The organism is Halomonas sp. HMF6819, assembly GCF_044335525.1.
Lineage (GTDB): Bacteria > Pseudomonadota > Gammaproteobacteria > Pseudomonadales > Halomonadaceae > Vreelandella.
Genome location: NZ_JBIQVY010000004.1, coordinates 182516 through 209389 on the forward strand (window position 1 = coordinate 182516; position 26874 = coordinate 209389).

Here is a 26874-nt window from a genome sequence, read left to right on the forward strand (position 1 = left end):
CGACCGATACAGGAAAAAGGCCCGATGCACCTGCGTTAATGGGGCCACCGTTATGACTTCCAGTTTGATGACACGCTGCCCCTGTGGCAGTGGCGCTGTGTACCAAACGTGCTGCGGCGTCTACCACCAGGGCGTGGCCGCCCCCACGCCCGAAGCGCTGATGCGCTCGCGCTATAGCGCCTTCGCACTCGATCTTGTCGATTATCTGAAAGCCACCTGGCACTCCAGCACCCGGCCTAAAACGCTTGCGCCGGACCCGGCCACGCAGTGGAAGCGCCTTTCTATCGAGTGCGCGCCCACACCTGAAGGCGAGCAGGGCACCGTTCACTTCAAGGCGTTCTTTTGGGAAGGCGGCTGGCACGTGCTGGAGGAGGTCTCGCGCTTCGTATTCGAGGCCGGGCGCTGGTACTACGTCGACGGCGACCCTCACCTTGAAAAACTCAAGCCCGGGCGCAACGAGCGTTGCCCGTGTGGGAGCGGGCGCAAACTCAAGGCGTGCTGCGGTGGCTAACGGCGAAGGCGCACGGGCGCCGTGGTATCTTTACCTGCTGGAGTGCCGGCGCGGCACCTACGCCGGCATCACCAACGACCTGACAAAACGCTACCGGGCCCACTGCCAGGGCAAGGGGGCGCGCTATACCCGCGCCAACCCGCCCCAGGCGCTGCTGGGCGCTCAGCCGTTCGACAGCCGCGCCGAGGCCAGCCGCGCCGAGTACCGCCTGAAGCAGCAAACGCCCACCGAGAAGCGCCGCTGGGCGGCCCGCTGGCCCTGCTGCGCGCCCGACGACTGCCCATGACTTTCAAGGAGCCACCGCCATGAAGACGTTTTTCTCCGATCAGAGCTTTCGCCGCCAGGCGGCCACCGAGCTTCACGGCAGCACGCTGGTAGCGCCCTACGAGACGCCCCGGCGCATGGAGATCGTACTCGAGGCGCTCGCGCGCGCCGGGCTCGAGGTGCATACACCCGGCGAGTACGGCCTGGCGCCGGTGGAAGCGGTACACGACGCGGGCTATATCGACTTCATCGCCCACTTCTGGCCGCGCTGGCAGGCCGAAGGTCACCCGGGCGAGGCGATCCCGAGCATCTGGCCGGCGCGCACGCTGCGCGCCGACCGTATCCCCCGCTCGCTGGAGGGCCAGCTTGGCTACTACGCCCTGGCCGCGGAAACCTCGCTGTGCGAGGGCACTTTCGAGGCCGCGCTTGCCAGCAAGGACACGGCGCTCGCGGCTCTCGAATCCACCCTTGAAACCGGTGAGCCGAGCTTTGGCCTGTGCCGCCCGCCGGGCCACCACGCGGCGACGGATCAGTTCGGCGGCTACTGCTTTTTCAACAACGCCGCCATCGCCGCTCAGCGTGCGCTGGATAGCGGCCATCAGCGCGTGGCAGTGCTCGACGTCGACTTCCACCACGGCAACGGTACTCAACAGATCTTCTATCGCCGCTCGGACGTCTTTTTCGCCTCGCTGCACGGCGACCCGGACGTCACCTTTCCCTACTACTCGGGCTACGCGGACGAAACCGGCGAGGGCGAGGGTGAAGGCTCTACCGCCAACTACCCCATGGCGCCGGGCACGACGGTCAGCACCTGGATGACGGCGCTCGACGAGGCGCTTGCGAAGATTATCCGCGCCGAGTGCGAGCTGTTGATCGTCTCCCTCGGGGTGGATATCTTCGAAAACGATCCCATCAGCACCTTCACTTTCAAGCGCGACGATTTCGCGGCGCTTGGTAAGCGGCTGGCCCAGGCCGGGCTGCCCTGCGTTTTATTGATGGAAGGGGGCTACGCGGTGGACGACATCGGAGCCAATGTGGTAAGCGTACTGCAGGGTTTCGAGTCATAAGCCTCGAAACGCGGCGCGACGGATGACAGCGCGCGCCAATTCGGGCAGTCTAGCGCCTTTTTCAGCCCGTTTGGTGGCAAGGAGTTAACGCGTGGCAGTGTATGGCGGCATTCAGGCACACGAGGTGGAGCGCTGGCTCAACGCCCTGGTCAACGCTGCCTTCGACCGGCGCTGCCCGCTTTCCAAAGTGCACGGCGGCACGGCGCGGGCTCGTACCGCCCGGCAGGACCTGCTGTGCCTGGCTCAAACCTTTCGCGGAGAACAGGGCTCGAGCGACGCCGTCGCCGATAGCCTCAGCCGCTGGTGCCAGCACTATCTGACCGAAACCGAGTGGTACGTGCTGGTCAGCGGAAAAAAGCCCCGCGCGGCTGCCCCGGCCCCCGCCGCACCGGCTCAAGGCGAAAGCGCCTCCGCCGAGGCCATCGAGGCGCTACTGCAGCACAAGGTCGGCTAAGCGAGCGCTTAACGACGCCGCCGGCGCGCTGCTACAATGGATGAATGAACAGTGCCCTCTCCGTGCCCGCCACGGCCTCCCTGGATGATCCCCTCTACTACCTGACGAACTTTCGTTATGTGCTCGCGTGGGTGAACGATCGCCACCACGATCTGCTGGGCGAACCCGAACGCGTATTTCTGAGCGCTTTCGAGACGCTGCCGCAACCCTCCCAGGCGCTGCTGGCGCGCATGGTGATGCGCAAGGGCGAACTCTTTAGAACCGGCAAGCTCGTCTACGATGAAATCGGCGATACCCCTCAGGCGCTGGCGCCGCTGGTGGAGGCCGGGCTGGTCGAGTTTGATCCGGCGCTCACCGCCGCCGAGCTTGGTCATCACCTGCGTTTGGCCGAGCTCAAAAAGGCCCTGGCGGTTGATATCCGCGCCGCGGGCCTGGGCGCCTCGCCGGCCAAAAAAGCGCTGCTGGAGCACCTCGTGCCAACGCTTTCGGCGGTCAAGCCCTTGAGCGAGTGGTGGCCGCACGCACCGGATACGCTGGTGCGTCTAAGCGTCATGGAAACCTGCGACCGGCTACGGCTGATGTTCTTTGGCAACTTGCGCCAGGACTGGGCAGAGTTCGTGCTCACCGAGCTTGGCCGGCAGCGCTTCGAGCCGGTGGCGCTCTCGCCCGACGCCCGCGCGTTTGCCCACCGCGACGAGGTCACCACCTATCTACACCTTCACCGGCTACGTGAGCGCCTGAGTGACGGCGAGCCGCCGGCCGCGCTTTTCGAAGAGGTACCGGAGGCCGGCGAAAGCCGCTGGCTTGGCGCCCGGCGAAGCCGGCTGCTGGTGAGCATGGGTCGCGAGGCCGAGCGCGGCGGCGACGAGGCGCTTTCGCTCACGCTTTATCAGGCGGCCACCGGCAGCGACGCCCGCATTCGACAGCTTCGCCTGCTGGAGCGGCGCGGCGAAGACCGCCGCGCGTTGGAGCTCGCCCGCGCCGCGCTCGAAGACGGCCCGCGCGAAAGCGAGCGCCAGGCGCTGGAGCGCCTGATTCCGCGGCTGGAAAGACGCTTGGGCGGCCCGCCGGTCAAGCGCGGGCAGGATGCCTCGGTGGCCATGAAGACCCTGACGCTTTTGGGGCCGCGGCCCGTCGAGCGCGCCGTGGCCGAGCATCTGGCCACGCCCAAGGCGCCGGTGTTTTATGTCGAGAACAGCCTGATCACCGGGCTTTTTGGTCTGCTGCTGTGGCCAGCGCTGTTCAAGCCACTGCCCGGCGCCTTCTTCCACCCGTTTCACAGCGCCCCAGCGGATCTTTACCGCGAGGACTTCGTCGAGGCGCGCCGCGAGGAGATCGACGCCTGCCTGGCGCGCCTGGACGATGGCCGCCACGTTCAAGGCATTCGCGACGTTTTCGCCGACAAGCACGGCACCGCCTCGGCGTTCATCCACTGGCCTGCGCTCGACGAAACGCTGCTGGAAACGGCGCTGGCGTGTATTCCCGGCCACCATCTGCGCGCGCTGTTCGAGCGGCTGCTGGAAGATCTCAAACACAATCGGGCGGGCTTCCCCGATTTGATCCAGTTCTTCCCCGAGGCCGAAGGCGACGTGCGCTATCGCATGATCGAGGTGAAAGGCCCCGGCGACCGGCTGCAGGATAACCAGCGCCGCTGGCTCGCCCATTTCGAGCGCCACGGTATCCCCGTCGAGGTGTGCCACGTGCGCTGGCAGGCCACCTCTTGAGCGAGTACCGGGTCGCGGTGCGCGCGCTTTGTGAATTCACCGCGCGCCGGGGCGATCTCGACTACCGCTTCACCCCGGCGCCCAGCGCTCAGGAGGGCATCGCTGGCCATACGCTGGTCGCCAGCCGCCGCGGCGAGGGCTACATCGCCGAGCTTCCACTTGCCGCCACCGTCGAAGGCTTGCGCGTCTCCGGCCGGGCAGACGGCTATGACCCGAACGCCAACTGCCTGGAAGAGGTGAAGACCCACCGCGGCGATCTTTCGCGCATGGCGGACAACCAGCGCGCGCTGCACTGGGCTCAGGTGAAGGTGTACGGGGCGCTCTTATGCGCCGAGCGTGAGCTTCCCCGGGTGACGCTGGCGCTGGTGTATTTCGAGATCAGTAGCCAGCGCGAGACCCGGCTGAGCCAGGAATTCGACGCCTTTGAGCTCCAGGCATTCTTTCGTGATCAGTGCCGGCGCTTTCTCGCCTGGGCCAGGCAGGAAGCCGCCCACGTCGAGGTTCGAGACGAGCGCCTGGGCGCGCTTGCCTTTCCCCACGCGAATTTCCGCCCGGGCCAGCGCGCGCTGGCCGAAAACGTGTTCAAGGCGGTGAGCACCGAGCGCTGCCTGCTCGCCCAGGCGCCCACCGGCATCGGCAAGACGCTGGCCACGCTCTTTCCCATGCTCACTGCCATGCCGCGAAAGCGCCTGGACCGAGTGGCGTTTCTGACCATGAAAACCCCTGGCCGGCGGCTGGCGCTGGACGCCCTCCAGACCCTACAGGGCGCCGTCGCAACGCCGCTTCGCGTGGTCGAACTGGTCGCGCGCACCAAGGCCTGCGAGTTCCCGGAGCGCGCTTGCCACGGCGAAGCGTGCCCGCTGGCGGCGGGTTTTTATGATCGCTTACCAGAGGCGCGCGCGGCCTGCGTCGAGCGCGGCTTTCTCGACCGCGAAGGGCTGAGAGAGGTCGCGCTTGCGCACGACGTCTGCCCCTATTATCTGGGCCAGGAGATGGCGCGCTGGGCCGACGTGGTGGTTGGGGATGTGAACCACTGGTTCGACACCCACGCGCTGCTCCACGGCCTGGCGGCGGCGGGCGACTGGCGGGTGGGGGTACTGGTCGACGAAGCGCACAATCTGGTCGAGCGCGCCCGGGGCATGTACAGCGCCGAGGTATCGCAGCAGCGCTTCAACCAGGCGAAAAAGGGCGCTCCGGCGGCGCTGAAAAAGCCGCTGGACCAGCTGGGTCGCCAGTGGAAGGCGCTGTTAGACGGCGGTGAGGCCGGCTCCAACCGCTATCGGCTGCTGGAGGAGCTGCCCGGCAAGCTCGTCGGCGCGCTCTACAAGGTGGCAAGCGCCATCACCGAGTATCTGGGCGAGCACCCGGAGGCTTTAAGTCTCGCGCTTCAGGAGCTTCTGTTCGAGGCGCTGGGGTTTTGCCGGCTGGCGGAGTCCTTTGGCAAGCACTCGCTTTGCGACGTCACCCGTCTGGGGCGCGGGCGCGCGGTGCTCGGCATTCGCAACGTCATTCCGGCAGACTTTCTCGCCCCGCGCATCGAGCGCGCCCAGAGCCTGGTGCTCTTTTCCGCGACGCTCACGCCGCCGCGCTACTACCGCGACCTGCTGGGCCTGCCTTTGAACAGCGTCTGGCGCGAAATCGACTCGCCTTTCGCCGTGCACCAGCTCAGCGTCAGGCTCACGCGCCACATCTCGACGCGCTACCGCGACCGGGAAGCCTCCGTTGCGCCCATCGTTGCCACCATCGCCGAGCAGTATCGGGAGATGCCCGGCCACTATCTGGCGTTTTTCAGCAGCTTCGCCTATCTCGACGCGGTGTTCGAGCGCTTTACCCGAGACTGGTCGGAAATTCCCGCCTTTGCCCAGACCCGGGGCATGGCGGAAGACGCGCGCGAGGCGTTTCTGGCCCGCTTCACTCCCGGCGGGCGCGGCGTGGGCTTCGCGGTGCTGGGCGGCGCCTTTGGCGAAGGCGTGGATCTGCCCGGCGACCGGCTGATCGGCGCGTTTATCGCAACGCTAGGCCTGCCCCCGTTCAATGCTTACAACGAGGCGCTGAAGGCGCGCCTGCACGAACGCTTCGGCGAAGGCGAGGCCTACACCTACCGTATTCCCGGCATGATCAAGGTGGTGCAGGCCGCCGGCCGAGTGATCCGCGGCCCCGAGGACGAAGGCGTGGTGGTGCTGATGGACGACCGCTTCGACCAGAGCGCCGTGCGCGGGCTGCTACCGAGCTGGTGGGCGCTTTAGGCTCTATCTGAAAAAGTGCCTGCGCTCGACAATACGGCGTTAAAAATTGGCTCAGAATACTCATTTACACGGTGTAAACTCCGTTTCTTCGCCAATTTTTGCCTTGTCTTGTCTTCGCTCACCGACTTTTTCAAATAGACCCTCGTCGAGGCGCACAAAGCTCACGTTGCCAGCGCCGAGAACGCCAGCCCCATCACGCTGACCGCGATCAGCACCACCCCCAGCACGCGAAAGAAGAGCACCGTGTTGGCCTTTTGCAGGTAGCGGTGGGCGCGCTGGCCGAGCAGGTGGCCGGCAAACGCGCAGGGCAGAAGCCAGAGCTGGTGAACGAGCTGAAGATCGACGCCGGCGACGATGAACGACACCATCTTGATCACCACGAGGATGAACCAGAGCACGAACATGGTATCGCGCAGTTGCTCCTTCGCCACGTGGGCGGCGAACACGGCCACGATCAAGGGCGCCCCGATCAGCGAGGTGCCGCTGACGTAGCCGCCCAATCCCAGCAGCACGACGTCGACGTAGCGGTGCTGGCTCTTGAACGGCTTGTTCAGCACGTAGCCCAGGGCGTAGACGAGCACGATGGCGAAGATGATATTGGTCATGATCATGGGGGGCAGCGTCAAAAGCCCGACCACGCCGACCAGCTTCGGCACGATCATGATCTTCAGCGCCTTTTTGAGATAGCGCCAGTCGATGTTGCTTTGAACGGCGCTCTTTGTGTCCGCCTTGATCTGGCGATTGCCTTGCCAGGCGATCCAGCTCGAAAAGATCAAAAGATGAATGGCGATGATCGGCAGAAACACCAGCGGGTCGTTGTGCACCAGCAGCAGAAACGGCAGGGCCAACACCGCGCCGCCAAAGCCCAGGCTCGTACGCACGAAGCCGCTCCAGGCAAAAATCAGCCCAATGAGCGCGTACTGGTACCACAAAAGATCCGCCATTCGTCGGCTTCCCTCATCGAACAAACGTTAAAGAGCGCCGCCGCCGGGTCCTTTTTCCCCGGCGGCGGCTATGCTGAATTCAAGCCTACTAGGAAACGGCCCCCAAGCGGCACTCCCAAGCACTCTTTCAACACAACGGAACGTGTTTTCCCATGCCGACATCGAAGAAACCGATCAGCTTTTTCGTGCACCATCAGGGGCGCGGTCACGCCCGCCGCGCTATGGCGATCATCCGCCACTTCGCGCTTGATCGCCCGGTCAGCGTCCTGACCGCCGATCCCAGCCTGTTCGACGGCTTCGAGCGCGATATCGACGTGGTGGGGCTGCCGGACATGATCGGCGCCGCGGTGCCGACCCAAGCGCTTTACGAGCAGCCGACGCCGTCGGTGATGCACTGCGTGCCCATGGGCGTGGTCGAAATGCGCCAGACCATGCGGGCCGTGCTCGATCATCTCGATGACATCAATGCGGGGCTGTTCGTCATCGACGTCTCCGCCGAACTGGCGCTTTTATCGCGCATTGCCAGCGTCCCGGCGGTGAGTATTCGTATGCACGGCGACCGCAACGACCCGGGCCATCTGGGCGCTTACGAGGCGAGCGTGGCCATGCTCGCGCCGTTCGATGAGCGCCTGGAACAGGCGGATTACCCGGCGCACCTGCGCGCGAAAACCTTTTACAGCGGCGGGCTCTGTACCACCACCGCCCGCGTACCCAGCCGCGAAGAGGCCCGCGCGCGGCTGAAACTCGACCCCACGCGCGAGATCGTCGTGGCGTTGACCGGCGGCGGCGGGGCGGGCACGCCCTACGCGCCGCTCACCGTGGCCGCGCGCGCCGCGCCGGACACGCTCTTTATCACCATCGGCCCGCTGCACCTGGAAGGGCATGAAACCGACTTCGCCAATTTGATCAACGTCGGCTGGGTAGAGAACGTGGTGGAGTATCTCGCCGCCAGCGACATCGTGCTCGCCTCCGCCGGCGACAACACGGTGCATGAAATCGCGATGCTCAGGCGGCCTTACATAGTGGCCCCGGAGTGGCGCTACTTCGGCGAGCAGGTACGCAAGGCCGAGCGGCTGGCGGCGCTGGGCGCGGCGGTGAACATGCCGGTATGGCCCGGCGATTTCGCCGGCTGGCAGGCGGTGCTCGCAAAGGCGCGGGGCCTGGATGTCGAGCGCCTTGCTCCGCTGTTTGACGAAACCGCCGCCCGCCGCGCCGCCGAGTGGCTGGAGGCGTGCGTCGACCGGCTCTGGGAAGGCGCACCGACGGTGCCGACGCTCGAACGGGTTCGCGCCTGACGCGCGTTTAGCCCGCGCTAGCCAAAGCGCGCGCTCTCGGGCAGGCGCGCGCGCTCGATGTCATCGACGCTTGGGTAGCGCACCACGTCGATGTCAGAAGCGCCGGGCGACCAGCGAATCGCGCCGGCCTCACGAAACTGGTTCAGCCAGTACTCCATGCACCAGCGCCCCCAGCGGGCGTGAAAGCGCCGGGCGTTGTCGATGATCGCCTCGAAGTGCGGCCAGGGCGGCGCGTATACGGCGTGGTGCTGGTGCCAGGCCATCGCCCCGCCCACCCAGTAAAGCGCCACGCCGGCGCTTTCGAGCCGCCAGGCGTAGTCGGTCTCCTCGCCGCCGTAGCCCACATACCCTTCGTCCATGCCGCCGGCGCGCAGGTGATCCGCCTTCATCAGTGCAAACGAGAGCCCCCATAAATGGCCGTGATCTGGCTCCGGGCGTATCTCGTGCTCGTCGATCGTTGGCCGCGCCGGGTGGCGCTCGCCCCGGGCGGCAAGCGCCGTAAAATCGAGCGCGCCGTTTGGGCGGCGCACTACCGCGCCGGCGGCCAAATAGTGCACCTCGCCGATATAGAGCGCGGCGCGCTCCACCAACGCCTGGCGATAGCGCGCGACGAGCGTGGGCGAGGCGATACAGTCCACGTCGAGAAACACCAGGCCGTCATGGGATGCCGCCTCGACCGCGGCGTTGCGGGCGCGGGCAAGCAACAGCGCCTCGCCGTCGACGAACACGTGGCGCACGGGAAAGCCGACGTCGGGCAGGGACGCGTGCGCCTCTGGCTGCATCCAGGCGATGACCAGTTCGTCCGGCGGGCGGGTCTGGGCGTCAAGGCTTAGCATCAGGTTGATCAGGTGCTCGCGGCGCCCGCGCACCAGGGTCAGGGCGCTGATTTTCAGAACGTGAGTGTTCATGACGCGAGTGATAAAGAGGCTAACGTTCATGAAGCGATACCGCTGAGCGGCCTGAGCCGCGGGCGGCTTTGAAAGTGTTTTATGCCTTCGATCACGCCCTGGGCGTGGGGCGCGCGGGCGATGTAAACGTGGCCCATGCCCGGCGCCTGGGCGAGGCCGTCGCTGTAGTTGGCCACCAGGATCGAACAGGGGGAGGCGCGCAGCATGTCCAGGTCGTTGCCGGAGTCGCCGGCGACATAAAGCGCCGCCTCGTCGACGCCCAGGTGCGCGCGCACGTGGGCGACCGCCCGCCCTTTCGAGGCGGCCTCGGGCAGAATGTCGACGTAGCGGCCGTGGCTGTGGATCACGGTGCAGCGAAGCCCTTGCTGCTGCAGATGTTGGGTCAGACGCTGGGCGATGTCGGCGATGTCGGCGCTATCGTCGCTTAAAAAGCTTAGCTTGTGGCGGCGCTGCTCGAGCGGGCCCTGGGGCGTGAGGTCTTTGACGTCCTCGAGTGCTTTGATCAGCGCCTTGCGCTGCCAGTGGCAGTCGATCGCCTCGCGCCAGGTCGTGTCTTCCCGGTAGGTGACGCCGTTGGCTTCCAGGTAGTGGATCTCGGTGCCCACCGAGGAGATGATCAGCTGCGGGTAGGGAATGCCCGCTTGGGCAAGAATCATGAGCGCGCTGTGAAAGCTTCGCCCGGTGGCAACGCCAAAGCCGAGCGTTGGCTGGCCTGCGAACCAGCGGTTGAAGGCGCTCACGCCGGCGATCGAGCCGGTCAGGGTGTTGTCGATATCGCAGATCAAAAGCGCGTCGATGGCGTCGAGCGCCGGGCGCGCGGCTGGGGCGGTCAGGCGCGTCAACAGGTCGTGGTAGCGCTCGGTGTGGCGCTGCCAGTCGAAGGCCTTGACCGCCTGGCGGCCGTTGTCCGCCATTTGGCGCCAGCGCGCCGGGTCGTTGAACAGCGCCAGCGCCTCGCGGCCGATATCCTCGGCCCGGCGCGGGTTGACCAGCACGCCGTTGCCGCACTGCTCGATGATGTCGTTGGGCCCGCCGCTGTCGGTGGCGATCAGCGGAAGTCCCGCGGCGGCGGCTTCCAGCAGGGTAAGCCCGAAGGGCTCGTTGAGCGCCGGGTTGACGAAAATGCCGCCGCGCTCGCGGGCCCAGGCGTAGAGCGCCTTGATGTCGTCCGGGGCGTGGTGCTTGGGGTAGGCGACGTGGCCGTACAGGTCGAAATCGTCGATCAGCGTCAACAGATCGTGCAGGTTGCCGGCGATCTCCGGCTCCAGGGTGTCGATATGATCGCGCACGCCGGCGACGATCACCAAATTCGCCTTTTCCCTGAGCGCGGCGTTGTCGCCGAAGGCGCGCACCAGGGTGGCAAGATTCTTGCGCGTGACCGGCCGGGCGATGGCGATCAGCGCCGGCTTGTTCGGGTCGATCAGAAAGGGCGCGAGCATCGCCTCCACCGCCGGGGTCGAGCGGGCGCTTTCGAAATCGCCTAGGTGGCTGCCCGGGGCGATCACGCGGATGTTGCCCGGCGCGTAGCCGTCGTAGTCGGCGTACTGGTTTTCGGCCTCATCGCGAGAGCTTGCAACAATCAGCGTCGCCTCGCGAATCGCGCGCTCCTCAAAAGCGATACGCCGCGAAAGCGCTTGCAGGGTCTCATCGTCAAGCGTCTCGCCTTCGTACTCCAGGCACTTTCGCTTGCTGCGCCCAAGCGAGTGAGCGGTGAACACAAACGGGATGCCGCGGCGGGTTTGCACCTCGGCGGCGACCTCGCCGGCGTCGGCGTAGTGGGCGTGAAGGATCGCGGGCTTTTGGGGCAGCGCATCGAGCCAGGTAACGAAGGCGTCGGTAAAGGAGGGCAGCTCCTGCCAGAGCGCCTCCTTGGAAAGATAGTCGGGGCGTTCACTTGGCAGGCGAATCAGCTCGATGTTGGGGCCGACCTGCTCCGCGCCGGGGCCGTAATCGATGTCGCTAAACTGGCAGGTAAAGGCGCGGGTGACTAACGTTAGTCGCGTAACGGCCGGATCCAGCGCCGAGGCTTCGACCAGTTCCAGCAGGTAGCGAATGTGGCCACCGGTGTCCGCGGTAATGCCGTATTCGACATCGTGGCCGCGAAGGCAGCCCTGCAAGGCAATATGTACGATATGCATGTCGTGAATTCCCTTTCACTCAAGGCCTCACCGCGCCATGACCATTGAAAAGCGTATACGCATTGCCCAGGTCGCTCCAGTGATCTTTCCCTCACCGCCCCCGGGCAGCGGCGGGACTGAACGCATTGTGGCGGACTTGACCGAGGCGCTCTTTAACCTTGGTTACGATGTCACGTTAATTGGCCCGTCGGACTGCCAAACCCTGGCGCGCCACCTGGCCACTGCGCCGAGTCTTTACGCCCTCGAGCGTGAGCACGGCCAGGTGCCGCCGGGGGTGCCCGGCGCGCTCGAGGCGCGGGTGTTGGAAGCGCTGCGCGCGCATCTCGATGAGTTCGACGTGATCCACTGCCACGGCGAGTTTGCCCACGCCGCGCTTTTGGGTGTCCGCCGCGCCCATAGCGTGACCACCGTGCACTGGCGGGTGGACGAGCTCGACCGGCAGCTGTTCTTCGAGGGCTTTCCGGATCTGCCGGTGGCGGCGATCTCCCACGCGCAGGCGCGCGCTATTCCAGCGGCGAACCTGGCCGGCGTCGTTCATCACGGCTTGAACGCCGGGCGCTTCACGCTGGGGGCGGGCGACGGCGGGTATCTGGCGTTCATCGGCCGCATGACCGACCAGAAACGCCCGGACCGCGCCATCGAGGTGGCGCGCAAAACCGGCTACCCCTTGAAGCTTGCCGGCGGCGTGGACGTGGGCAACCCGGGCTGGTTCGACGCCCACGTGGCGGGCGAGCTCGATGAATCCATCGTTCACGTGGGCACGGTCGACGATACGCAAAAGCAGGCGCTTTTGGGCGGCGCGGCGGCGCTACTATTTCCCATCGACTGGCCGGAGCCTTTTGGGCTGGTGATGATCGAAGCGATGGCCTGCGGCACCCCGGTCATCGCCTGGCGCAACGGCAGTGTGGAGGAGGTCATCGAGCACGGCGTGACCGGCTTTATCGTGGAGACAATCGATGAGGCGGTGGCCGCAGTGGCGCGGCTGGTCGAGCTCGATCGCGCCCGCATCCGCGAGCGCTTTCTGGCGCGCTTCACCGCCGAGCGCATGGCGCGCGACTACGTCGCGCTTTATGAGCGGCTGCTGGCGCGCTAGCGCTGAAGCTAGAGAGAGGCGTCGGCTTTCAAAAGCGTTCTGCCCAGCACCGCCACAATGAGGGCCAGGCTCAGGCATAAAAGCCCCATCGCGATATACACGTCGCGCAGCGACTCGAGCCCCTGCAGCACCCAGGAGACCACGATGGGCGAGATGAACTGGCCAAAGAAGAACGCCGAGGTGAACCCGCCGAACACGCGAGCGCGCACCCGCTCCGGCGCAATGCGCATCAGCCAGGTCGTGGTGTTGGGCATGAACAAGCCAAGGCCGAGCCCCGCCACCGCCGCGCCGACTACCGCCATGGCGTAGCCCTGGGCGATACCGGTGATGAAAAGCCCGAGCGCGGCGATGAAAAAGCCCAGCACGTAGATCGTCATCACCGAGAAAAACATCTTCACGCGGCCGTAGTAAAAGCTCACCAGGCTCGCGCTCAGCGCCGCCATGGAGAGCGCCGCGCCGATGGCCAGGCCGCTGTCGATGCCCTGGCTTGTGAGCAGAAACGGCAGCTGCGCGGGGAACATGTAGAACATCATCATGCTGATCATGGCGATCAGGTAGGCAAGCCCCGTGCGCCAGAGATCCAGCCGTACCGCCGGCGCCTGAGAGGCGGCGCTGTCGCTCGTCGTCCGGTGCGGCTCGCGCAGTACCATCAGCGCGTAGGGCAGCAAGAGCACGCCGGTGAGATACAACAGAAACGGCCCTCGCCAGCTCCAGTCCGACAATAGCCCGCCCAGGTTGATGAAGATCACCCCGCCCAACGCCATGGAGCTACTTTGAAGCCCGAGAAAGCGCACCCGCTCGGCGCCGCTGAAGTAATCGCCCACCAGCGTCGTGCTGATGCTCAAAATACCCGCCACCGCCACGCCCATCAGCGCTCTAGATGCCAGCAGAAGATTCACGCTATCGATCAAAAAGCCCGAGGCGCCGGCCAGCCCGTAAATCGAGAGCATCAGTATGAGCAGCGGCTTACGCCCGAAGCGGTCGGCCAGATAGCCCATCAGCGGGCTGAACAGGGTGATCATCAGTGCCGGCAGCGTCAAAATCAGCTGGATCAGTACCTGGGGGGCGTCGGCGTAGAAGCGGCCGATGCCGGGCAGCGCCGGCGAGATGATCGCGCCGGACATCACGGTCATGGTGCTGGCGAACAGTAGTACCGCCTTGGTATGTGTCGCGTGGTGAATGATGGCTCTCCGGTTTCGATCGATAGCGATCGACTAGAGTAGCACATCTGTTAGCAGGCTATTTTTACAGCGTGGCTCTTCTAAAACGCAGCACCTTTCAAAAACTCGCATCGTTCAAAACCTCGCCCCGAGAATTAACTGAAGGGCGACCGTGATCATCATCAGCGCGACCCCTACATCGATCAGCTGCCACACGAAGGGACGGCTGAGCCAGGGCGCGAGTTTGGCGCCCGCCAGCGCCAGCGCGGCGAACCAGAGCGTCGAGGCGCACATCGCCCCCAGCGCAAAGGCGCCGGGCGCGCTCTGCTGCGCGCCGAGCGAGCCCAGCAGCACGACGGTATCGAGATAGACGTGTGGGTTGAGCAGCGTGATCGCAAGCGTCATCGCCAGCACCTGAGCCTGGGAGCGCCGGGCGCCGCGCTCGAGTCGCAGCGCGTCCTTACCGGCGGCGCGTTTGAGCGCAAGCAGAGCGTAGCCGAGCAAAAACGCCGCCCCGCCCCAGCGCGCGATCGTCAACAGCAGCGGGCTTTGGGACAGCAGCGCGCTCAGGCCGAACACCCCCGCCGCGATCAACAGTGCATCGCACAGGATGCATACCAGCGCCACGCTCAGGTGATGTTCGCGGCGCAGGCTTTGCGACAGCACGAACGCGTTTTGCGAGCCGATGGCCACGATCAGCCCCAGCCCGATCAATACGCCGTTGGCATAGCTCTGCCCCATGATGACTATCCTCGTAGGCTATTGAAGTTACCGCGCCATGTTCAGGCGAGAGAAAGGTGAAAGCAGTGTGCGGCGACTTCGGGTATAAATAAAACGCATAATGGTAATGACGCATTAGGAGAACTGATTGCTCGACTACAAGCTGTTGGCCGCGCTCGCCGCGGTGGTGGAGCAGGGCGGCTTCGAGCGCGGCGCCCGGGCACTTGGGCTGACCCAGTCGGCAGTGTCACAGCGCATCAAGCTGATGGAGGCGCGCCTGGGCCAACCGGTATTGATGCGCGTAACGCCGCCGATGCCGACGGCAACGGGCCGGCGGCTTCTCAACCACGTGCAGCAGGTGCGCCTGCTCGAGCGCGACCTGCAGACCCGCGTACCCGCCGTTCATGACGGCGCGCCCCAGCGGCTTCGCATCGCGCTCAACGCCGATAGCTTGGCGACCTGGTGGGCCGCGGCGGCCGGCGACTTCTTCATCCGCCGCGAGGTGCTGATGGAGCTGATCATTGAGGACCAGGACGTGGGCCTCAAGCGCATGCGTGATGGCGAGGTGGCGGGCTGCGTGTGCGCCGCCGAGCGCCCGGTCGCCGGCGCGAAAAGTATCGCCCTCGGGGCGATGCGCTACTGCGGCGTGGCAGCACCCTCGTTTATCGAGCGCCACTTCGCCGATGGTTTCGACGGCAAGCGGCTAAGCCAAGCCCCCGCCATCGTGTTCGGCACAGACGACCGCCTGCAGCACCGCTTCGCTCAGCAGTTGGGCGCTCGCGACCCGCTCATCCATCATCTGTGCCCTTCGGCGGAGGGCTTCGTGAAACTGCTCGAAAGCGGGCTTGGCTGGGGGCTCGTGCCGCGCCTTCAGGTCGAGGCCGAACTCGAGCAGGGCACGCTTTTGGAGCTTGCCGCCGCGCACCCGGTCGACGTAGCGCTTTACTGGCACTACTGGCGCCAGGGCGGTGAGCTTCTTGGTGATCTGACGCGCCATCTTCGCCAGCGTGCGGGCGGCTGGCTGGTGGCGCCGGCGGGCGCGTGACGGGGTTGGTCCAGGCGTTGACTGGCCGAGCCGGGCCGCGGGTCTTATCATAAGCGTTTGAACGCTGACCGATCCTTTGACTGCGAGTGCCCATGACCCCCTCCAAAACGCCCTTTATCGTGGTACTGAGCCTGGCCATGACGATCATGCTGGCCCCGTTTTCCATGGATACCTACCTGCCGGCGTTTCCGGCGATCGGCGAGTCGCTCGGCGTCTCCCAGCAGGCGGTGTCGCTAAGCGTTTCGGTGTACGTGTTCATGATGGCGGTAGGTCAACTGATCGGCGGGGCGCTGTCGGATCGCTTCGGGCGTCAGCGGGTGCTGATGAGCGGGCTGGCGATCTTTGCCGTGGCGAGCGTGGTCATCGGCACCGCTGAATCGCTCGACGTGCTGCTGGGCGGGCGGGCCGTGCAGGCTTTTGGTGCCGGCTGGACGCTGGTCTCGGTGCCGGCGCTGGTGCGCGACCGGGTGGCCGGGCGCGACGCCGCCAAGCTTTTTTCGATGATGGGCTTCATCATCGTGCTGGCGCCGGGCATCGCGCCGAGCGTGGGCAGCGCGATCCTGGCGCTCGGCTCCTGGCACTACATCTTTTTCGCCCTTGCGCTCTATGCGGTGGCGCTGGTGCCGCTGTTGATCAAGGTGCTGTTCACCGGCACCGGCAAGGTGTCGCGAATGAAAGGCGCCGAAATGAGCCTGCTGACGCGCTACAAGCTGGTGCTGTCGACTAAACCTGCGCTGCCGTTCATCGCCTGGCAGGCCGGCTCGTTCTCGGTGATGATGATGTTCATCACCTACGCCTCCTACATCTATCAGGGCTATTTCGAGCTCGATGCCTCGACGTTCTCGCTGCTGTTCGGTGCCAATATCGTCGCCATGTTCGTGTTCAACGTGCTCAACCGGGTGCTCTTGTCGCGCCTGCCATCGCTGCGCATTCTGCAGCTGGCCACCACCTGCCAGGCGGTGGGCATGGTGGCGCTGCTGGTGGTGACGTTTCTGGGTGCGCCGATTTACGCCTTCGTGCCGGCGATGATGCTGACCATCGGCGCCGTAGGCGCGATCTCGCCGAACATTCAGGCCTGCTATCTGGAGTTTTTCCCCACCAGCGGCGGCACCGCCGCCGCGCTTTTGGGCGCGGCCCAGTTCGGCATCGCCGGTATTTTGAGCGGGCTGTCGACGGTGTTGCCCCACACACTGGGGGCGGTAGTGCTCGCCATGGCCGGCTGCGGCGCGGTGGCCTACGCGATGCTCGCCCGCTCGCTGATCAAGGGGCGCGCGGCGGTCGAAGCGGGTTGAGTGATCGGCACGATTAACGCAATAAAAAAAGCGCCGTGGCGATCGCCACGGCGCTTTGCTTTACAGCCGATACCGGCTGGATCAGAACAGCGCGCGTACGCAGAAGTAGAGTAGCGACGGGGCGAGCAGGGCGCCAAGGCCGGTGTAGAAGGTCGCGGTCATCGCCCCATAGGGCACCAGTTTCGGGTCGGTGGCGGCCAGGCCCGCGGCCACGCCGCTGGTAGTGCCCATCAGCCCGCCAAAGATCATCGCCGAGCGCGGGTTATCAAGGCCGATATGGCGCGCGGCGATCGGCGTGAGCACCATCACCAGAATCGACTTGAACAGGCCCGCGGCGATGGAGAGCGCGATGACTTCCGACGAAGCGCCAATGGAAGCTCCGGCGATCGGGCCGACGATGTAGGTCACCGTGCCGGCGCCGATGGTGGTCAGGTTGGCCGGGTCGCGGTAGCCAAAGGCGTAGGCGATGGCCACCCCGGCGATGAACGACACGATCACGCCGAGAAAGAGCGCCAGAATGCCGCTAATGCCGGCCTGGCGAATCTCCTGAAAGCGCACGCCGTAGGCGGTGGCGATGATCGCCAGATCGCGCAGCATGCCGCCGCCCATCAGGCCAAGACCGGCGAACAGGCTGATATCCGCCAGGCCCTTGCTGCCGCCGGTGTAAACGCCGCCGACGTAGGCGAGCGCCAGGCCCACCATGATCGCGATGGCGGAGCCGTGAACCCGGCCTTTGGTCAGCTTGTCGCTCACCAGGTACGACACGTACATGGCCGCGCCTACCAGGGCAAAGGCGGCGATCAGGTGCTGCTTTTCGAGCTGCGTGAGTAGTGAATCGAGCATGAGGGCAACTCCCTAGCGGGCGTGGTGGGGGCGCGAGGTGGTTTTCGAGCGCGCGTCGTCAGTGGCGCGCGAGGCGACCTGATTGACCGGCGTCTCGTCGACCGGGGCCTCGGGGCTCGGTTTTGGCTGGCCCAGACGCGTCAGCGCCGGGACCAGCGCAAAGCTTGCACCCACCGCCACAAGGGCTGCCAGCAAGGCAATCAGGCCGCCGTCGATGGCCGCGGCCACGTTTTGGCTGGCCGCCATCGCGACCACGATGGGAATGTACATCCCGTTCCAGAAGGTGATGCCGCTTTCGGTGCTGGGAGGCATCTTCTTCTTGTCGATCAGATAGCCGCCCAGAAAGATCAGCAGCAGCATGGCGATACCCACGCCGCCCACGTTGGATTCCACGCCGAGCAGCATGCCCAGCACGTCACCCGCCCACAGGCCGAACAGCATGCAGCCGGCAAGCAAGGCGACTCCGTAAATGACCATGGCGATGTCCTTTTAATTGTCGTTGTTGTTTGAGGGGCGCGTTGAGTAGGTGGTGGACGCCCCGTCGATGGATTTAGTTAGGGATGAATGGAATCAGGCGCTGGTGGCGGTGCGTCCGGCGCTGAAGGTATCGGCATGGGCGTCCCGCAGCTGGTTTTTCTGAACCTTGCCCATTACGTTGCGCGGGAGTGCCTCCGCGAAGAAGACCCGCTTGGGCTGCTTGTAGCGGGCGAGCTCGCCCTTGAGCGCCTCGAGCACCTGCTCCTCGCTCACCGCGTCGGGTGATTTCGGTACCACCACGGCCACCACGCCTTCGCCCAGATCCGCATGGTGCACGCCGATCACGGCGGACTCCTCGACGCCTTCCATATCGTCGATGATCTGTTCGATCTCCTTGGGGTAGACGTTGTAGCCGCCGGAGATCACCAGATCCTTGTCGCGGCCGACGATGTTGAGATAGCCCTTGTCGTCGATCAGGCCCAGATCGCCGGTGATGAAGTAGCCGTCTTCACGAAACTCTGCCTTGGTCTTCTCCGGCATGCGCCAGTAGCCCTGGAACACGTTGGGCCCGGTCAGTTCGACCAGACCGGTCTCGCCCTGGGCAAGCTCGGCGCCGGTTTCGCGGTCGGTGATGCGCACGGTGACGCCGGGCAGCGGCATACCCACCGTGCCCGGACGGCGCTCGCCGTCGTACGGGTTGGAGGTGTTCATGTTGGTTTCGGTCATGCCGTAGCGCTCGAGAATGGCGTGGCCGGTGCGCGCGCTGAAATCCTCATGGGTTTCGGCCAAAAGCGGCGCCGAGCCCGAGATGAACAGGCGCATGTTGGCGACCACGTCGCGATTCAAACGCGGGCTCGCCAGTAGGCGCGTGTAGAAGGTCGGTACGCCCATCAGGACCGTCGAGTCCGGCATCAAATCGAGCAGTTCGTCGACATCGAGCTTGGGCAAAAACGTCATTGAGGCGCCGTTGATCAGCGTCACGTTGCAGGCCACGAACAGCCCGTGGGTGTGAAAAATCGGCAGCGCGTGGATCAGGTGATCGTTTTCGCTGTAGTGCCAGGCCTTCGTCAGCGCCTGACTGTTGGAAGCCAGGTTCTGGTGGCTCAGCATCGCGCCCTTGGAGCGCCCGGTGGTGCCGGAGGTGTAGAGAATCGCCGCCAGATCATCGGCGCCGACTTCGCTGACCGTGGTGGTTTCTCCCGCATTGGCGGCCTGGTCCATCAGCGTGCCGTCGGCTTTGGTACCCAAGCTCTCGACGCGGGCCACGCCGGCTTTTTCGGCGATCTCGCGGGCGTTTTCCAACACCTCGGGGCGGCAGACGAACAGGCGCGGCTCGGCGTCACCCAAAAAGTAGTCGATCTCGCTGTCGGTGTAGGCCACGTTGAGCGGCAGATAGACCGCGCCGACCTGCAGGCAGGCGAGATAGAGCATGACGATTTCCGGGCTCTTGTCGACCTGAACGGCGACCCGGTCGCCGGGCTCGACGCCGAGCTCCAACAGCACGCTCGCCAAGCGCCGGCTCAGGCTCAGAACGTCCTTGTAGTGGTAGCGCTGGCCGTCGAGCGTGTCCATCAGCACCTTGTCCGGGGCGCGCTCGAAGTGCGGGTAAAAGTGCAGATAAAGATTGTGATTCATAAAAGACTCCATGTTTTTGTCGTCAGCCGTGATCGGGGGCGTTACGCCTTGGCCGGTGTTTTCGTTTCGAAATACTGGCTCGCCTGATTGGCCTGACGGCGAATGTCGCTGGCGCACACCACCGTGTGGTTGACGCTGTACGCCTCGTGGTTCTGTTCGATACGGTTGAGCTGGTAGAGGTAGTTCACCATCAAACCGTGGGCCTGCTTGAGGCCTTTTGATGACGTATCCGCCCGCCAGTTCAGCCGATGCAGGCTTGCGCCATTGCCCAGGTGAAAGCGCGCCACCGGGTTCAGCGGCTGGCCGCTTTTGTGCTTCACGTCGACCAGGTAGTGCGAGGCCAGACGCATGAACTCCTTGTGGGCGGCGGAGGAGAGCTCCTCGCTTTCGTGCGTGTCGAGGTAGGCGGTGAGCTCCTCGGACAGCGCCGCTTCCTTGCGCGCCTCGTCGAGCCAGTCGGCGAAACCCGGCACCGGCGAGAGGGTGACGAAGTTCTTGATCTGCGGAAGCTCGCGGCTCAGCTCCTGAACCACCTGCTTGATCAGGAAGTTGCCGAAGGACACGCCCTTGAGGCCAGCCTGGCAGTTGCTGATGCTGTAGAACACCGCGGTGTCGGCGTCTTCCAGCGGTAGCTCCTCGCCGTGCTCGAGAATGCGCTGGACGTTGCCGGGAATGCCGTCGCAAAGTGCCACTTCCACGAAGATCAGCGGCTCATCGCCGGTGGCCGGGTGGAAAAAGGCGTAGCAGCGGCGATCGTCCGGGTCGAGCCGGCGGCGCAGGTCGTGCCAATCGCCTATTTCGTGCACCGCTTCGTAGCGGATGATCTTCTCCAGCACCGCCGCCGGGGTATTCCAGTCGATGCTTTCGAGCATCAAAAAGCCGCGGTTGAACCAGGAGTTGAACAGGTGCGCGAAGTCGCTATCGAGTGCCGAGAGTTCCGGCGATTGGCGCAGGAACTTGAGCAGATCCGCGCGCATGTTGACCAGATCGAATGTGCCACCGGGGCACAGATTCAAGCGGCGCAACAGCGTTTGGCGGCGGGGTTCGCAGGCGTTGAACAGCTTCTCGAGCGAGGCGTTATCTTCGCGCTCGCGGTACACCGCGTAAGCCGTATGAATATCGGCGGGCTCGGCGGCGTAGTCGTTGGCCAGAAGCTGGAAAAATGCCAGCTTCTCCTCTTCGTCGAGCGCGCGATAGTGGGCCAGCGCCTGCTGGGCCATCAGAATTTGCGAGGCTTCACCGGTGCGACCCATTAGACCCTTGCAGGCCGCTTTCAGGGCAGTGAAGTGATTTTCACTGTCCTTGTCGGTGCCCAGAGCGCTACTGAGCTGCCGGGTACGCGAGCTGATATTGGTTAGCAGCCCCTGAAGAAACGTCATATTCATGTTCATGCGCATCAGCCTTTGAGTTTGTCGGGTGGGCAGTCTGCCGGTGACGATGCCAACGCTTTATCATTGTCTCTTAGCGTGGTAAGTATTAAACAGCGCGTCATGTTGTATATAACAAATATAGGTAAAGAATTTATGAGTCAAGGAAGCGGGGGGTAGACTTATGGCGAAGGTATCCCAGGCGCAGCGGCTGCGTGACCTTCTCGAGGACGCGATCATCGCCGGGCGCTTTACTCCGGGTGAGCGGCTCGACCCGGACGCGTTGGCGCTGGAGTACGCGTGCTCGCGCACGCCAATCCGCGAGGCGATCCAGCAGCTTGCGATGTCCGGCATGGTGCAGGTAGTGCCCAAGCGCGGCACCTTCGTGACGCGGTTGGGCATTTCCGATCTGGTCGAGCGCTTCGAGGTAATGGCGGAGCTGGAGGGGCTTTGCGGGCGCCTGGCCGCCCGGCGCATCACCGACGAAGAACGCGCCGCCCTGAGCGAAGCGCTCAAGGCGTGCCGCGCCCGCGCCGATGAGCACGACGCCAACGGCTACTACTACGACAACAGCGTCTTTCACCACTGCATTTACGCGGCGAGCCATAACCACTTCCTCGCCCAGGAAGCCGCTCGCTTGCACGCGCTGCTGCAGCCTTACCGGCGGCTGCAGCTTCAGGTACGAATGCGCGTCGAAAGCTCGCTGGCCGAGCACGAAGCGATCGTCGCCGCCATCGAGGCCGGGGATGGCGAGCGCACCGAGCAGCTCCTGCGCGAGCACGTTATGGTGCAGGGCGAGCGCTTCAACGATCTGGTGGCGTCGATGCACGCGCTGGAAGATGGTTGATAGCCAAACGCCGCCCATCAAAAAGGGCCACCCGCCTTGATGCCGGGTGGCCCTTGTCGGTGAGCGCTGCTTCTTAGCTGCTCACGCCCTGCTCGCTGGCATCGTCGGCGCCTTCCTCGATCAGCTCGTCGGCGTCCTCTTGAGCCTCTTGTGGGGCATCTGGCGGTGCCTGATCCTTGGCGGCGGCGGTTAATGTCGTCGTGATGGCGAAGTGATCCGACCCTTCGATGGTGACGCGATCGAGCTCGACGAGTTCAAAGCCGTCGGAGACGAACATGTGATCGATCGGGTAGCGCCACAGCGGGTACTCGGTGTGGTACGTGCTCAAAAGCCCTCTTCCCCGGCGCGGATCCTCGAGTTCACTCAGGCTCTTGAACAGCTTCGTCGTATTGGACCAGGCGGCATCGTTGAAGTCTCCGGTGACGATCCAGCGGTTGTCCGCGTCCTCGGCCACGCGTTCGGCCACCAGCATCAGCTCGGCATCGCGCTCCCGACTGTCCCGGCGCTCAGTGTCACCGCCGTCGTTGGGGGTGCGCTCTTTGAGCCCCGGCGGCACCGGGTGAATGCCCGCGTAGCGCACGGGCCCGATGCCCGGCACCGCAAGCGTGGCAAAGATCGACGCACGGCGCTCGGACACCAAATGCTCGACCCGGGCGTCCTGCAGCGGGATGCGCGACCAGACTACGATGCCGAGCCCCTCCCCGCGCACGTCTCCTTCTCGGTACGCGTAAAGCTCATCCAGCGGCGCCAGGCCCGCCTCCCAGCCGCTATCGACTTCGATGAGCAGCACGACGTCCGGGTCCTCGCGCTTTATCACCTCCACCGCCTCGGCGTAACGGTCATTGGTGAAGTCGAGGTTGGCGGTCATGATTTTGAGCGTGGATTGATTCGCCAGCGTTTGCGCATCGGCCTCGGCCACCTCATCAGGCCACACCGGCGTAAAGGGCAGAATATGGGAGCCCTGCCACGCCCCCGTTGCCAGCAGCGCCACCAGCAGTAGCGCGTGCTCTTTTCGCGCTCGGCCGATCCAGGCGTGCAGCGTCAACAGCAAAAGCGTGACCGCGATGACCAAACTCAACTGCAGCCGGGGAAACTCCCACAGCCGGATAGCCCAGTGGCCGCTTGGAATTTCGGGAAGCAGACTGACCACTATCAGGGCAAGGGTCAGTAAGCGAACGGTCCAGAGAAGAAGTTTTAATAACATCGCGTGCTCGAACAGGGCGTGGCGGCGTATGGGGTGTCCCCAGCGAAGAGTAATCGTACAGTATTTGAAAGTCAGTCGCGTGACAGGCAGGCAAAAAAATGGCCACATGCTTTTAAAGCTATGTGGCCATTTTTTTAACAATTTCTGGTCGGAATAGCAGGATTCGAACCTACGACCTCTGCCTCCCGAAGGCAGCGCTCTACCAAGCTGAGCTATATTCCGGCGCTCAATAACGGGGATGAATCTTACGCCTGCGCCCCGGGTTTTTCAAGAGGTAATTCAAAAATAGTCCTTACTGGCCGGCGCGAATCAGGACTGGCGCTCGATCGCCATGCGGGCGAGCTTGGCCATGCTGTCGCGGTACGCGCTTTCGGGCAGTTTTTCGAGCTCGGCGAGCGCGCGCTCGACCATTTCCACCGCGCGTTCACGAGTGTACTCGAGCGCGCCGGTGCGGTGCACGATCGCCAGCACGTCGTCGAGCTGCTCGAGCCCCCCCTTGCGGATCGCCTGACGAATCAGCTTGGCCTCCTCGGGCGTGCCGCGCTCCATGGCGTTGATCAGCGGCAGCGTCGGCTTGCCTTCGGCCAGGTCGTCGCCGACGTTTTTACCCATTTCATCGGCATCGCCTTGGTAGTCGAGCAGGTCGTCGATCAACTGGAAGGCGAGCCCCAGGTAGCGGCCGTAGTGCTGGAGCGCGCGCTCCTGCTCCGGGGTGGCCTCGGCGAGCACCGCACCGCTGTGGGAGGCCGCCTCGAACAGCATCGCGGTCTTGCCCTGGATGGTTTCGAAGTAGGCCTCCTCGGACAGGCTCGGATTGCCGATGTTGGTGAGCTGCAATACTTCGCCTTCGGCAATGATGCAGGTTGCGCTCGACAGGATCGCCATGATGCGCATTGAGCCGACGCTGACCATCATCTGAAACGAGCGCGAGTAGAGAAAGTCTCCCACCAATACCGACGGCGCGTTGCCCCAGGCGTCGTTGGCGGTTTTCTTGCCGCGGCGCAGGTGCGAGTCGTCGACCACATCGTCGTGCAGCAGGGTCGAGGTGTGCATGAACTCGATCAGGGTGGCGAGCGTTACGTGCTTGTCGCCTTCATAGCCCAGCGCGCGGGCGGCCAGCAGCACCAGTAATGGGCGCATGCGCTTGCCGCCGCTTTCGATGATGTACTGGCCGATGGTTTCGACCAGTGGGACGTTGGAGTTGAGCTGCTCGACAATGGTTCGGTTAACGGCCTCGAAATCGCCCGCCACCACGGCGTGCAGCGGTGAAGGCGTGGGGCTGACAGGCGTTTGGGGAGAGACGTTAGTCATGAAATTAGGGTCATCGCGGCAGGTGAAAAGCGGCTATTACCGCCCTGAGTGGGGATTATGCTATGGGGCCGCCTGTAAGGCGTCAAGGCGAAGCCGCTGGCGAGCCGCTGGCCAGCCGCACCGTGCCAATTGACACGCCCCCGGGGGCTTGTGGTAAAGCTAGATCATCGCTATAATCCGCGACCCACTCATCATGCTCCCTGTCAGATGGCTGCCGAAAGGGGCGCCACTCGCCGCAGGTCTTAAGAGCACGACGCGAAAGCGCGTAGGTGATGAGCGCTGGCTTAAAGGTGCCAGCTTCAACGACGAGTCCGGAGAGCGACATGTACGCAATTATCAAAAGCGGTGGCAAGCAGTACCGCGTTCAGGAAGGCCAGACCCTCAAACTCGAGAAAATCGAAGTCGCCACCGGCGAATCCATCGATTTCGAAGAAGTGCTGATGGTTGCAGACGGCGACGATTTCAACATCGGTGCACCGATGATCAGCGGCGCGAAAGTCTCCGCTGAAATCGTTTCCCACGGCCGTGGCGAAAAAGTGAACATCATCAAGTTCCGTCGCCGTAAACACAGCATGAAGCGTCAGGGCCACCGTCAGTGGTTCACTGAAGTCAAAATTACCGGAATCTCCGTTTAACACGGTTTATTCCCCTAATTAGGAGGCTATTTCGATGGCACATAAAAAGGCAGCCGGCTCCACGCGTAACGGTCGCGATTCCGAATCCAAACGCCTTGGTGTAAAACTCTTCGGTGGCCAAGCGGCAACCGCGGGTAACATCATCGTTCGCCAGCGCGGCACCCGCTTTCACGCCGGCACCGGCGTTGGCATCGGTCGTGACCACACGCTGTTCGCTCTGAACGACGGCAAAGTGCAGTTCCAGACCAAGGGCCCGCACAACCGTAAATTCGTGAGCATCGTTTCCGAGTAAGCGCTTAGCCGCTTGGACGAGTGAACGAAAGAAAAGCCCCGCATTGGCGGGGCTTTTTTGTCTGTTAACCCCCAGGCCTGCGGGCGGGGGAGAAAAGGGCGGCGAAAGCGGCCGGGAGAATTCAATGCAGTTCGTCGATGAGGCCTCGATCATTGTCGAGGCAGGCAAGGGCGGCAACGGCTGTCTGAGCTTTCGCCGCGAAAAATACGTGCCCAAGGGCGGCCCCGACGGCGGCGACGGCGGCCACGGCGGTAGCGTCTACCTGATCGGTGACGATGCCCTGAACACCTTGATCGACTTCAAGTATCAGCGCTTTTACAAGGCCGAAAACGGCCAGGGCGGCATGGGCCGCCAGATGAGCGGCAAGGCCGGTGAAGATCTGCACGTCAAGGTGCCGGTCGGCACCACGGTGATCGACGAGGACACCCTCGAGGTGATCGCCGACGTCACCGAGATCGGCGAAGTCGTGCTGGTCGCCGAAGGCGGGCGCCGGGGGCTGGGTAATATCCACTTCAAATCCTCGACCAACCGCGCGCCGCGGCGCACCACCCCGGGCACCGAAGGCGACCGGCGCAACCTGCGCCTGGAAATGAAGGTGATGGCGGACGTAGGTCTGCTCGGCATGCCCAACGCGGGTAAATCCACGCTGATCCGTTCGGTGTCGGCGGCCAAGCCGAAGGTGGCGAACTATCCCTTCACCACCCTGGTGCCGAACCTGGGCGTGGTGAAGCTCGGGATGCACGAGCACTTCGTCATGGCGGACGTGCCCGGGCTGATCGAAGGCGCCTCCGACGGCGCTGGACTTGGGCTGCGCTTTTTGAAGCACCTGACCCGGACCCGGCTCTTGTTCCACGTCGTGGATATCGCGCCGTTTGATGAGTCCGACCCGGTCGATGCGGCGAAGGCGATCGTGCGCGAGCTTGGCGAGTTTTCGCCGGCGCTCTCCGAGCGCCCGCGCTGGCTGGTGCTCAACAAGTTCGATCTGCTGCCCGAAGAGGAGCGCGAAGCGCGCGCCCAGGCCGTGATCGAGGCGCTCGACTGGGACGGCCCGGTGTTTCAGATCTCGGCGATTTCGAGTGAAGGCACCGAGAAGCTGGTGCAGGCGGCGCACCGCTGGCTCACTGACCAGCAGCGTCTGGAGAACGAGGACGAAGAAGCCTTCGAGCGCGAGCAGGAGATGCGCCGGCGCATGGAGGAAGAGTCCGTCGCACGCACCGAGGCGCGCCTGACCCATAACCGCAAGAAGCGCGACGCCGACGATGACGACGACTTCGACGACGATGATTACGATGTCGACGTCGAGTACGCGCCCTGAACCGGAAAAGCGAATAGCGCCCGCGGGCTCGGAGCAGCCCGCGGTGTTGGCATCGGCGTTGAACGCGTTATCGGCATTGAGATTATT

Annotated in this window: 25 protein-coding genes and 1 tRNA gene; 14 read left to right on the forward strand and 12 right to left on the reverse strand. The window is 64.4% G+C overall.

Going from position 1 to position 26874, the window contains the following annotated elements:
- Positions 1 to 52 precede the first annotated feature (52 nt).
- From ACGLWX_RS13140 to ACGLWX_RS13165, 6 genes are all read left to right on the forward strand, one after another.
- The gene (locus ACGLWX_RS13140; protein WP_396240265.1) at positions 53 to 511 is read left to right on the forward strand and encodes a YchJ family protein; all 459 of its coding nucleotides are present in this window, start codon (positions 53 to 55) and stop codon (positions 509 to 511) included.
- Positions 504 to 797 (forward strand): GIY-YIG nuclease family protein, encoded by a 294-nt coding sequence (locus ACGLWX_RS13145; RefSeq protein ID WP_396240267.1) that lies wholly within the window; start codon positions 504 to 506, stop codon positions 795 to 797. The genes ACGLWX_RS13140 and ACGLWX_RS13145 overlap by 8 nt, the downstream gene beginning before the upstream one ends.
- 19 nt (positions 798 to 816) lie before the next feature.
- The gene (locus ACGLWX_RS13150) at positions 817 to 1842 is read left to right on the forward strand and encodes a histone deacetylase family protein (RefSeq protein WP_396240269.1); all 1026 of its coding nucleotides are present in this window, start codon (positions 817 to 819) and stop codon (positions 1840 to 1842) included.
- A gap of 91 nt (positions 1843 to 1933) precedes the next feature.
- Positions 1934 to 2296 carry a hypothetical protein gene (locus tag ACGLWX_RS13155; protein WP_396240271.1) on the forward strand — a complete coding sequence of 121 codons (363 nt, stop codon included), beginning with the start codon at positions 1934 to 1936 and terminating at the stop codon, positions 2294 to 2296.
- 44 nt (positions 2297 to 2340) lie between these two features.
- Positions 2341 to 4020 (forward strand): VRR-NUC domain-containing protein, encoded by a 1680-nt coding sequence (locus tag ACGLWX_RS13160; protein WP_396240273.1) that lies wholly within the window; start codon positions 2341 to 2343, stop codon positions 4018 to 4020.
- Positions 3990 to 6266: an ATP-dependent DNA helicase gene (locus tag ACGLWX_RS13165; protein ID WP_396240275.1), complete on the forward strand. Its 2277-nt coding sequence runs from the start codon at positions 3990 to 3992 to the stop codon at positions 6264 to 6266. The genes ACGLWX_RS13160 and ACGLWX_RS13165 overlap by 31 nt, the downstream gene beginning before the upstream one ends.
- Positions 6267 to 6427: 161 nt before the next feature.
- Here ACGLWX_RS13165 and ACGLWX_RS13170 read toward each other — a convergent pair whose 3' ends face one another.
- Positions 6428 to 7210 carry a TSUP family transporter gene (locus tag ACGLWX_RS13170; protein ID WP_396240277.1) on the reverse strand — a complete coding sequence of 261 codons (783 nt, stop codon included), beginning with the start codon at positions 7208 to 7210 and terminating at the stop codon, positions 6428 to 6430.
- 152 nt (positions 7211 to 7362) lie between these two features.
- On the opposite strand from ACGLWX_RS13170, the gene ACGLWX_RS13175 reads away from it, so the two are divergent.
- Positions 7363 to 8505 carry a glycosyltransferase gene (locus ACGLWX_RS13175; RefSeq protein WP_396240279.1) on the forward strand — a complete coding sequence of 381 codons (1143 nt, stop codon included), beginning with the start codon at positions 7363 to 7365 and terminating at the stop codon, positions 8503 to 8505.
- Between the two features lie 17 nt (positions 8506 to 8522).
- Here the strand turns inward: ACGLWX_RS13175 and ACGLWX_RS13180 are convergent, their stop codons facing one another.
- The gene (locus ACGLWX_RS13180) at positions 8523 to 9443 is read right to left on the reverse strand and encodes a glycosyltransferase family 2 protein (protein WP_396240281.1); all 921 of its coding nucleotides are present in this window, start codon (positions 9441 to 9443) and stop codon (positions 8523 to 8525) included.
- Positions 9440 to 11551, reverse strand: a complete 2112-nt coding sequence (locus ACGLWX_RS13185; protein ID WP_396240283.1) for an HAD-IIB family hydrolase — start codon at positions 11549 to 11551, stop codon at positions 9440 to 9442. The genes ACGLWX_RS13180 and ACGLWX_RS13185 overlap by 4 nt, the downstream gene beginning before the upstream one ends.
- 37 nt (positions 11552 to 11588) lie before the next feature.
- Here ACGLWX_RS13185 and ACGLWX_RS13190 point away from each other — a divergent pair, with 37 nt between their 5' ends.
- Positions 11589 to 12644 (forward strand): glycosyltransferase family 4 protein, encoded by a 1056-nt coding sequence (locus ACGLWX_RS13190; RefSeq protein WP_396240285.1) that lies wholly within the window; start codon positions 11589 to 11591, stop codon positions 12642 to 12644.
- Positions 12645 to 12652: 8 nt separating this feature from the next.
- Here ACGLWX_RS13190 and ACGLWX_RS13195 read toward each other — a convergent pair whose 3' ends face one another.
- Both ACGLWX_RS13195 and ACGLWX_RS13200 read right to left on the reverse strand, forming a co-directional pair.
- Positions 12653 to 13855, reverse strand: a complete 1203-nt coding sequence (locus ACGLWX_RS13195) for an MFS transporter (protein WP_396240637.1) — start codon at positions 13853 to 13855, stop codon at positions 12653 to 12655.
- A gap of 84 nt (positions 13856 to 13939) precedes the next feature.
- Positions 13940 to 14545, reverse strand: a complete 606-nt coding sequence (locus ACGLWX_RS13200; protein ID WP_396240287.1) for a LysE/ArgO family amino acid transporter — start codon at positions 14543 to 14545, stop codon at positions 13940 to 13942.
- Positions 14546 to 14672: 127 nt separating this feature from the next.
- Here ACGLWX_RS13200 and ACGLWX_RS13205 point away from each other — a divergent pair, with 127 nt between their 5' ends.
- A complete protein-coding gene (locus tag ACGLWX_RS13205; RefSeq protein WP_396240289.1) occupies positions 14673 to 15569 on the forward strand; it encodes a LysR family transcriptional regulator ArgP in 897 nt (298 codons plus the stop codon).
- Between the two features lie 92 nt (positions 15570 to 15661).
- Positions 15662 to 16861, forward strand: a complete 1200-nt coding sequence (locus ACGLWX_RS13210; protein WP_396240291.1) for a Bcr/CflA family efflux MFS transporter — start codon at positions 15662 to 15664, stop codon at positions 16859 to 16861.
- 81 nt (positions 16862 to 16942) lie between these two features.
- Here ACGLWX_RS13210 and madM read toward each other — a convergent pair whose 3' ends face one another.
- The 4 genes from madM to ACGLWX_RS13230 form a co-directional block, all read right to left on the reverse strand.
- Positions 16943 to 17704 carry a malonate transporter subunit MadM gene (gene madM, locus ACGLWX_RS13215; RefSeq protein WP_396240293.1) on the reverse strand — a complete coding sequence of 254 codons (762 nt, stop codon included), beginning with the start codon at positions 17702 to 17704 and terminating at the stop codon, positions 16943 to 16945.
- A gap of 12 nt (positions 17705 to 17716) precedes the next feature.
- Complete coding sequence (gene madL, locus ACGLWX_RS13220) at positions 17717 to 18181, reverse strand: malonate transporter subunit MadL (RefSeq protein ID WP_396240295.1); 465 nt, start codon at positions 18179 to 18181, stop codon at positions 17717 to 17719.
- 93 nt (positions 18182 to 18274) lie between these two features.
- Positions 18275 to 19816, reverse strand: a complete 1542-nt coding sequence (locus tag ACGLWX_RS13225) for a malonyl-CoA synthase (RefSeq protein WP_396240297.1) — start codon at positions 19814 to 19816, stop codon at positions 18275 to 18277.
- 41 nt (positions 19817 to 19857) lie between these two features.
- Positions 19858 to 21201, reverse strand: coding sequence for a malonyl-CoA decarboxylase (locus ACGLWX_RS13230; RefSeq protein WP_396240639.1), 1344 nt, complete (start codon positions 21199 to 21201; stop codon positions 19858 to 19860).
- 166 nt (positions 21202 to 21367) lie between these two features.
- Between ACGLWX_RS13230 and ACGLWX_RS13235 the strand changes: the two genes are divergently transcribed.
- Positions 21368 to 22030: a GntR family transcriptional regulator gene (locus tag ACGLWX_RS13235; RefSeq protein ID WP_396240299.1), complete on the forward strand. Its 663-nt coding sequence runs from the start codon at positions 21368 to 21370 to the stop codon at positions 22028 to 22030.
- A 73-nt stretch (positions 22031 to 22103) separates the two neighbouring features.
- Here the strand turns inward: ACGLWX_RS13235 and ACGLWX_RS13240 are convergent, their stop codons facing one another.
- The 3 genes from ACGLWX_RS13240 to ispB all read right to left on the reverse strand — a co-directional run bounded on the left by ACGLWX_RS13240 (position 22104) and on the right by ispB (position 24545).
- Entirely contained in the window at positions 22104 to 23234 is a 1131-nt protein-coding gene (locus tag ACGLWX_RS13240) for an endonuclease/exonuclease/phosphatase family protein (RefSeq protein WP_396240301.1), read from the reverse strand.
- Positions 23235 to 23379: 145 nt separating this feature from the next.
- A tRNA-Pro gene (locus ACGLWX_RS13245) sits at positions 23380 to 23456 on the reverse strand.
- 87 nt (positions 23457 to 23543) lie between these two features.
- Complete coding sequence (gene ispB, locus ACGLWX_RS13250) at positions 23544 to 24545, reverse strand: octaprenyl diphosphate synthase (protein ID WP_252105957.1); 1002 nt, start codon at positions 24543 to 24545, stop codon at positions 23544 to 23546.
- Positions 24546 to 24868: 323 nt separating this feature from the next.
- On the opposite strand from ispB, the gene rplU reads away from it, so the two are divergent.
- The 3 genes from rplU (at position 24869) to cgtA (ending at position 26787) form a co-directional block, all read left to right on the forward strand.
- Positions 24869 to 25180, forward strand: a complete 312-nt coding sequence (rplU, locus tag ACGLWX_RS13255) for a 50S ribosomal protein L21 (RefSeq protein WP_252105958.1) — start codon at positions 24869 to 24871, stop codon at positions 25178 to 25180.
- 34 nt (positions 25181 to 25214) lie between these two features.
- Positions 25215 to 25472, forward strand: a complete 258-nt coding sequence (gene rpmA, locus ACGLWX_RS13260) for a 50S ribosomal protein L27 (RefSeq protein ID WP_252105959.1) — start codon at positions 25215 to 25217, stop codon at positions 25470 to 25472.
- Positions 25473 to 25596: 124 nt separating this feature from the next.
- Positions 25597 to 26787, forward strand: coding sequence for an Obg family GTPase CgtA (cgtA, locus tag ACGLWX_RS13265; RefSeq protein ID WP_396240303.1), 1191 nt, complete (start codon positions 25597 to 25599; stop codon positions 26785 to 26787).
- The last annotated feature ends 87 nt before the right edge of the window (positions 26788 to 26874 follow it).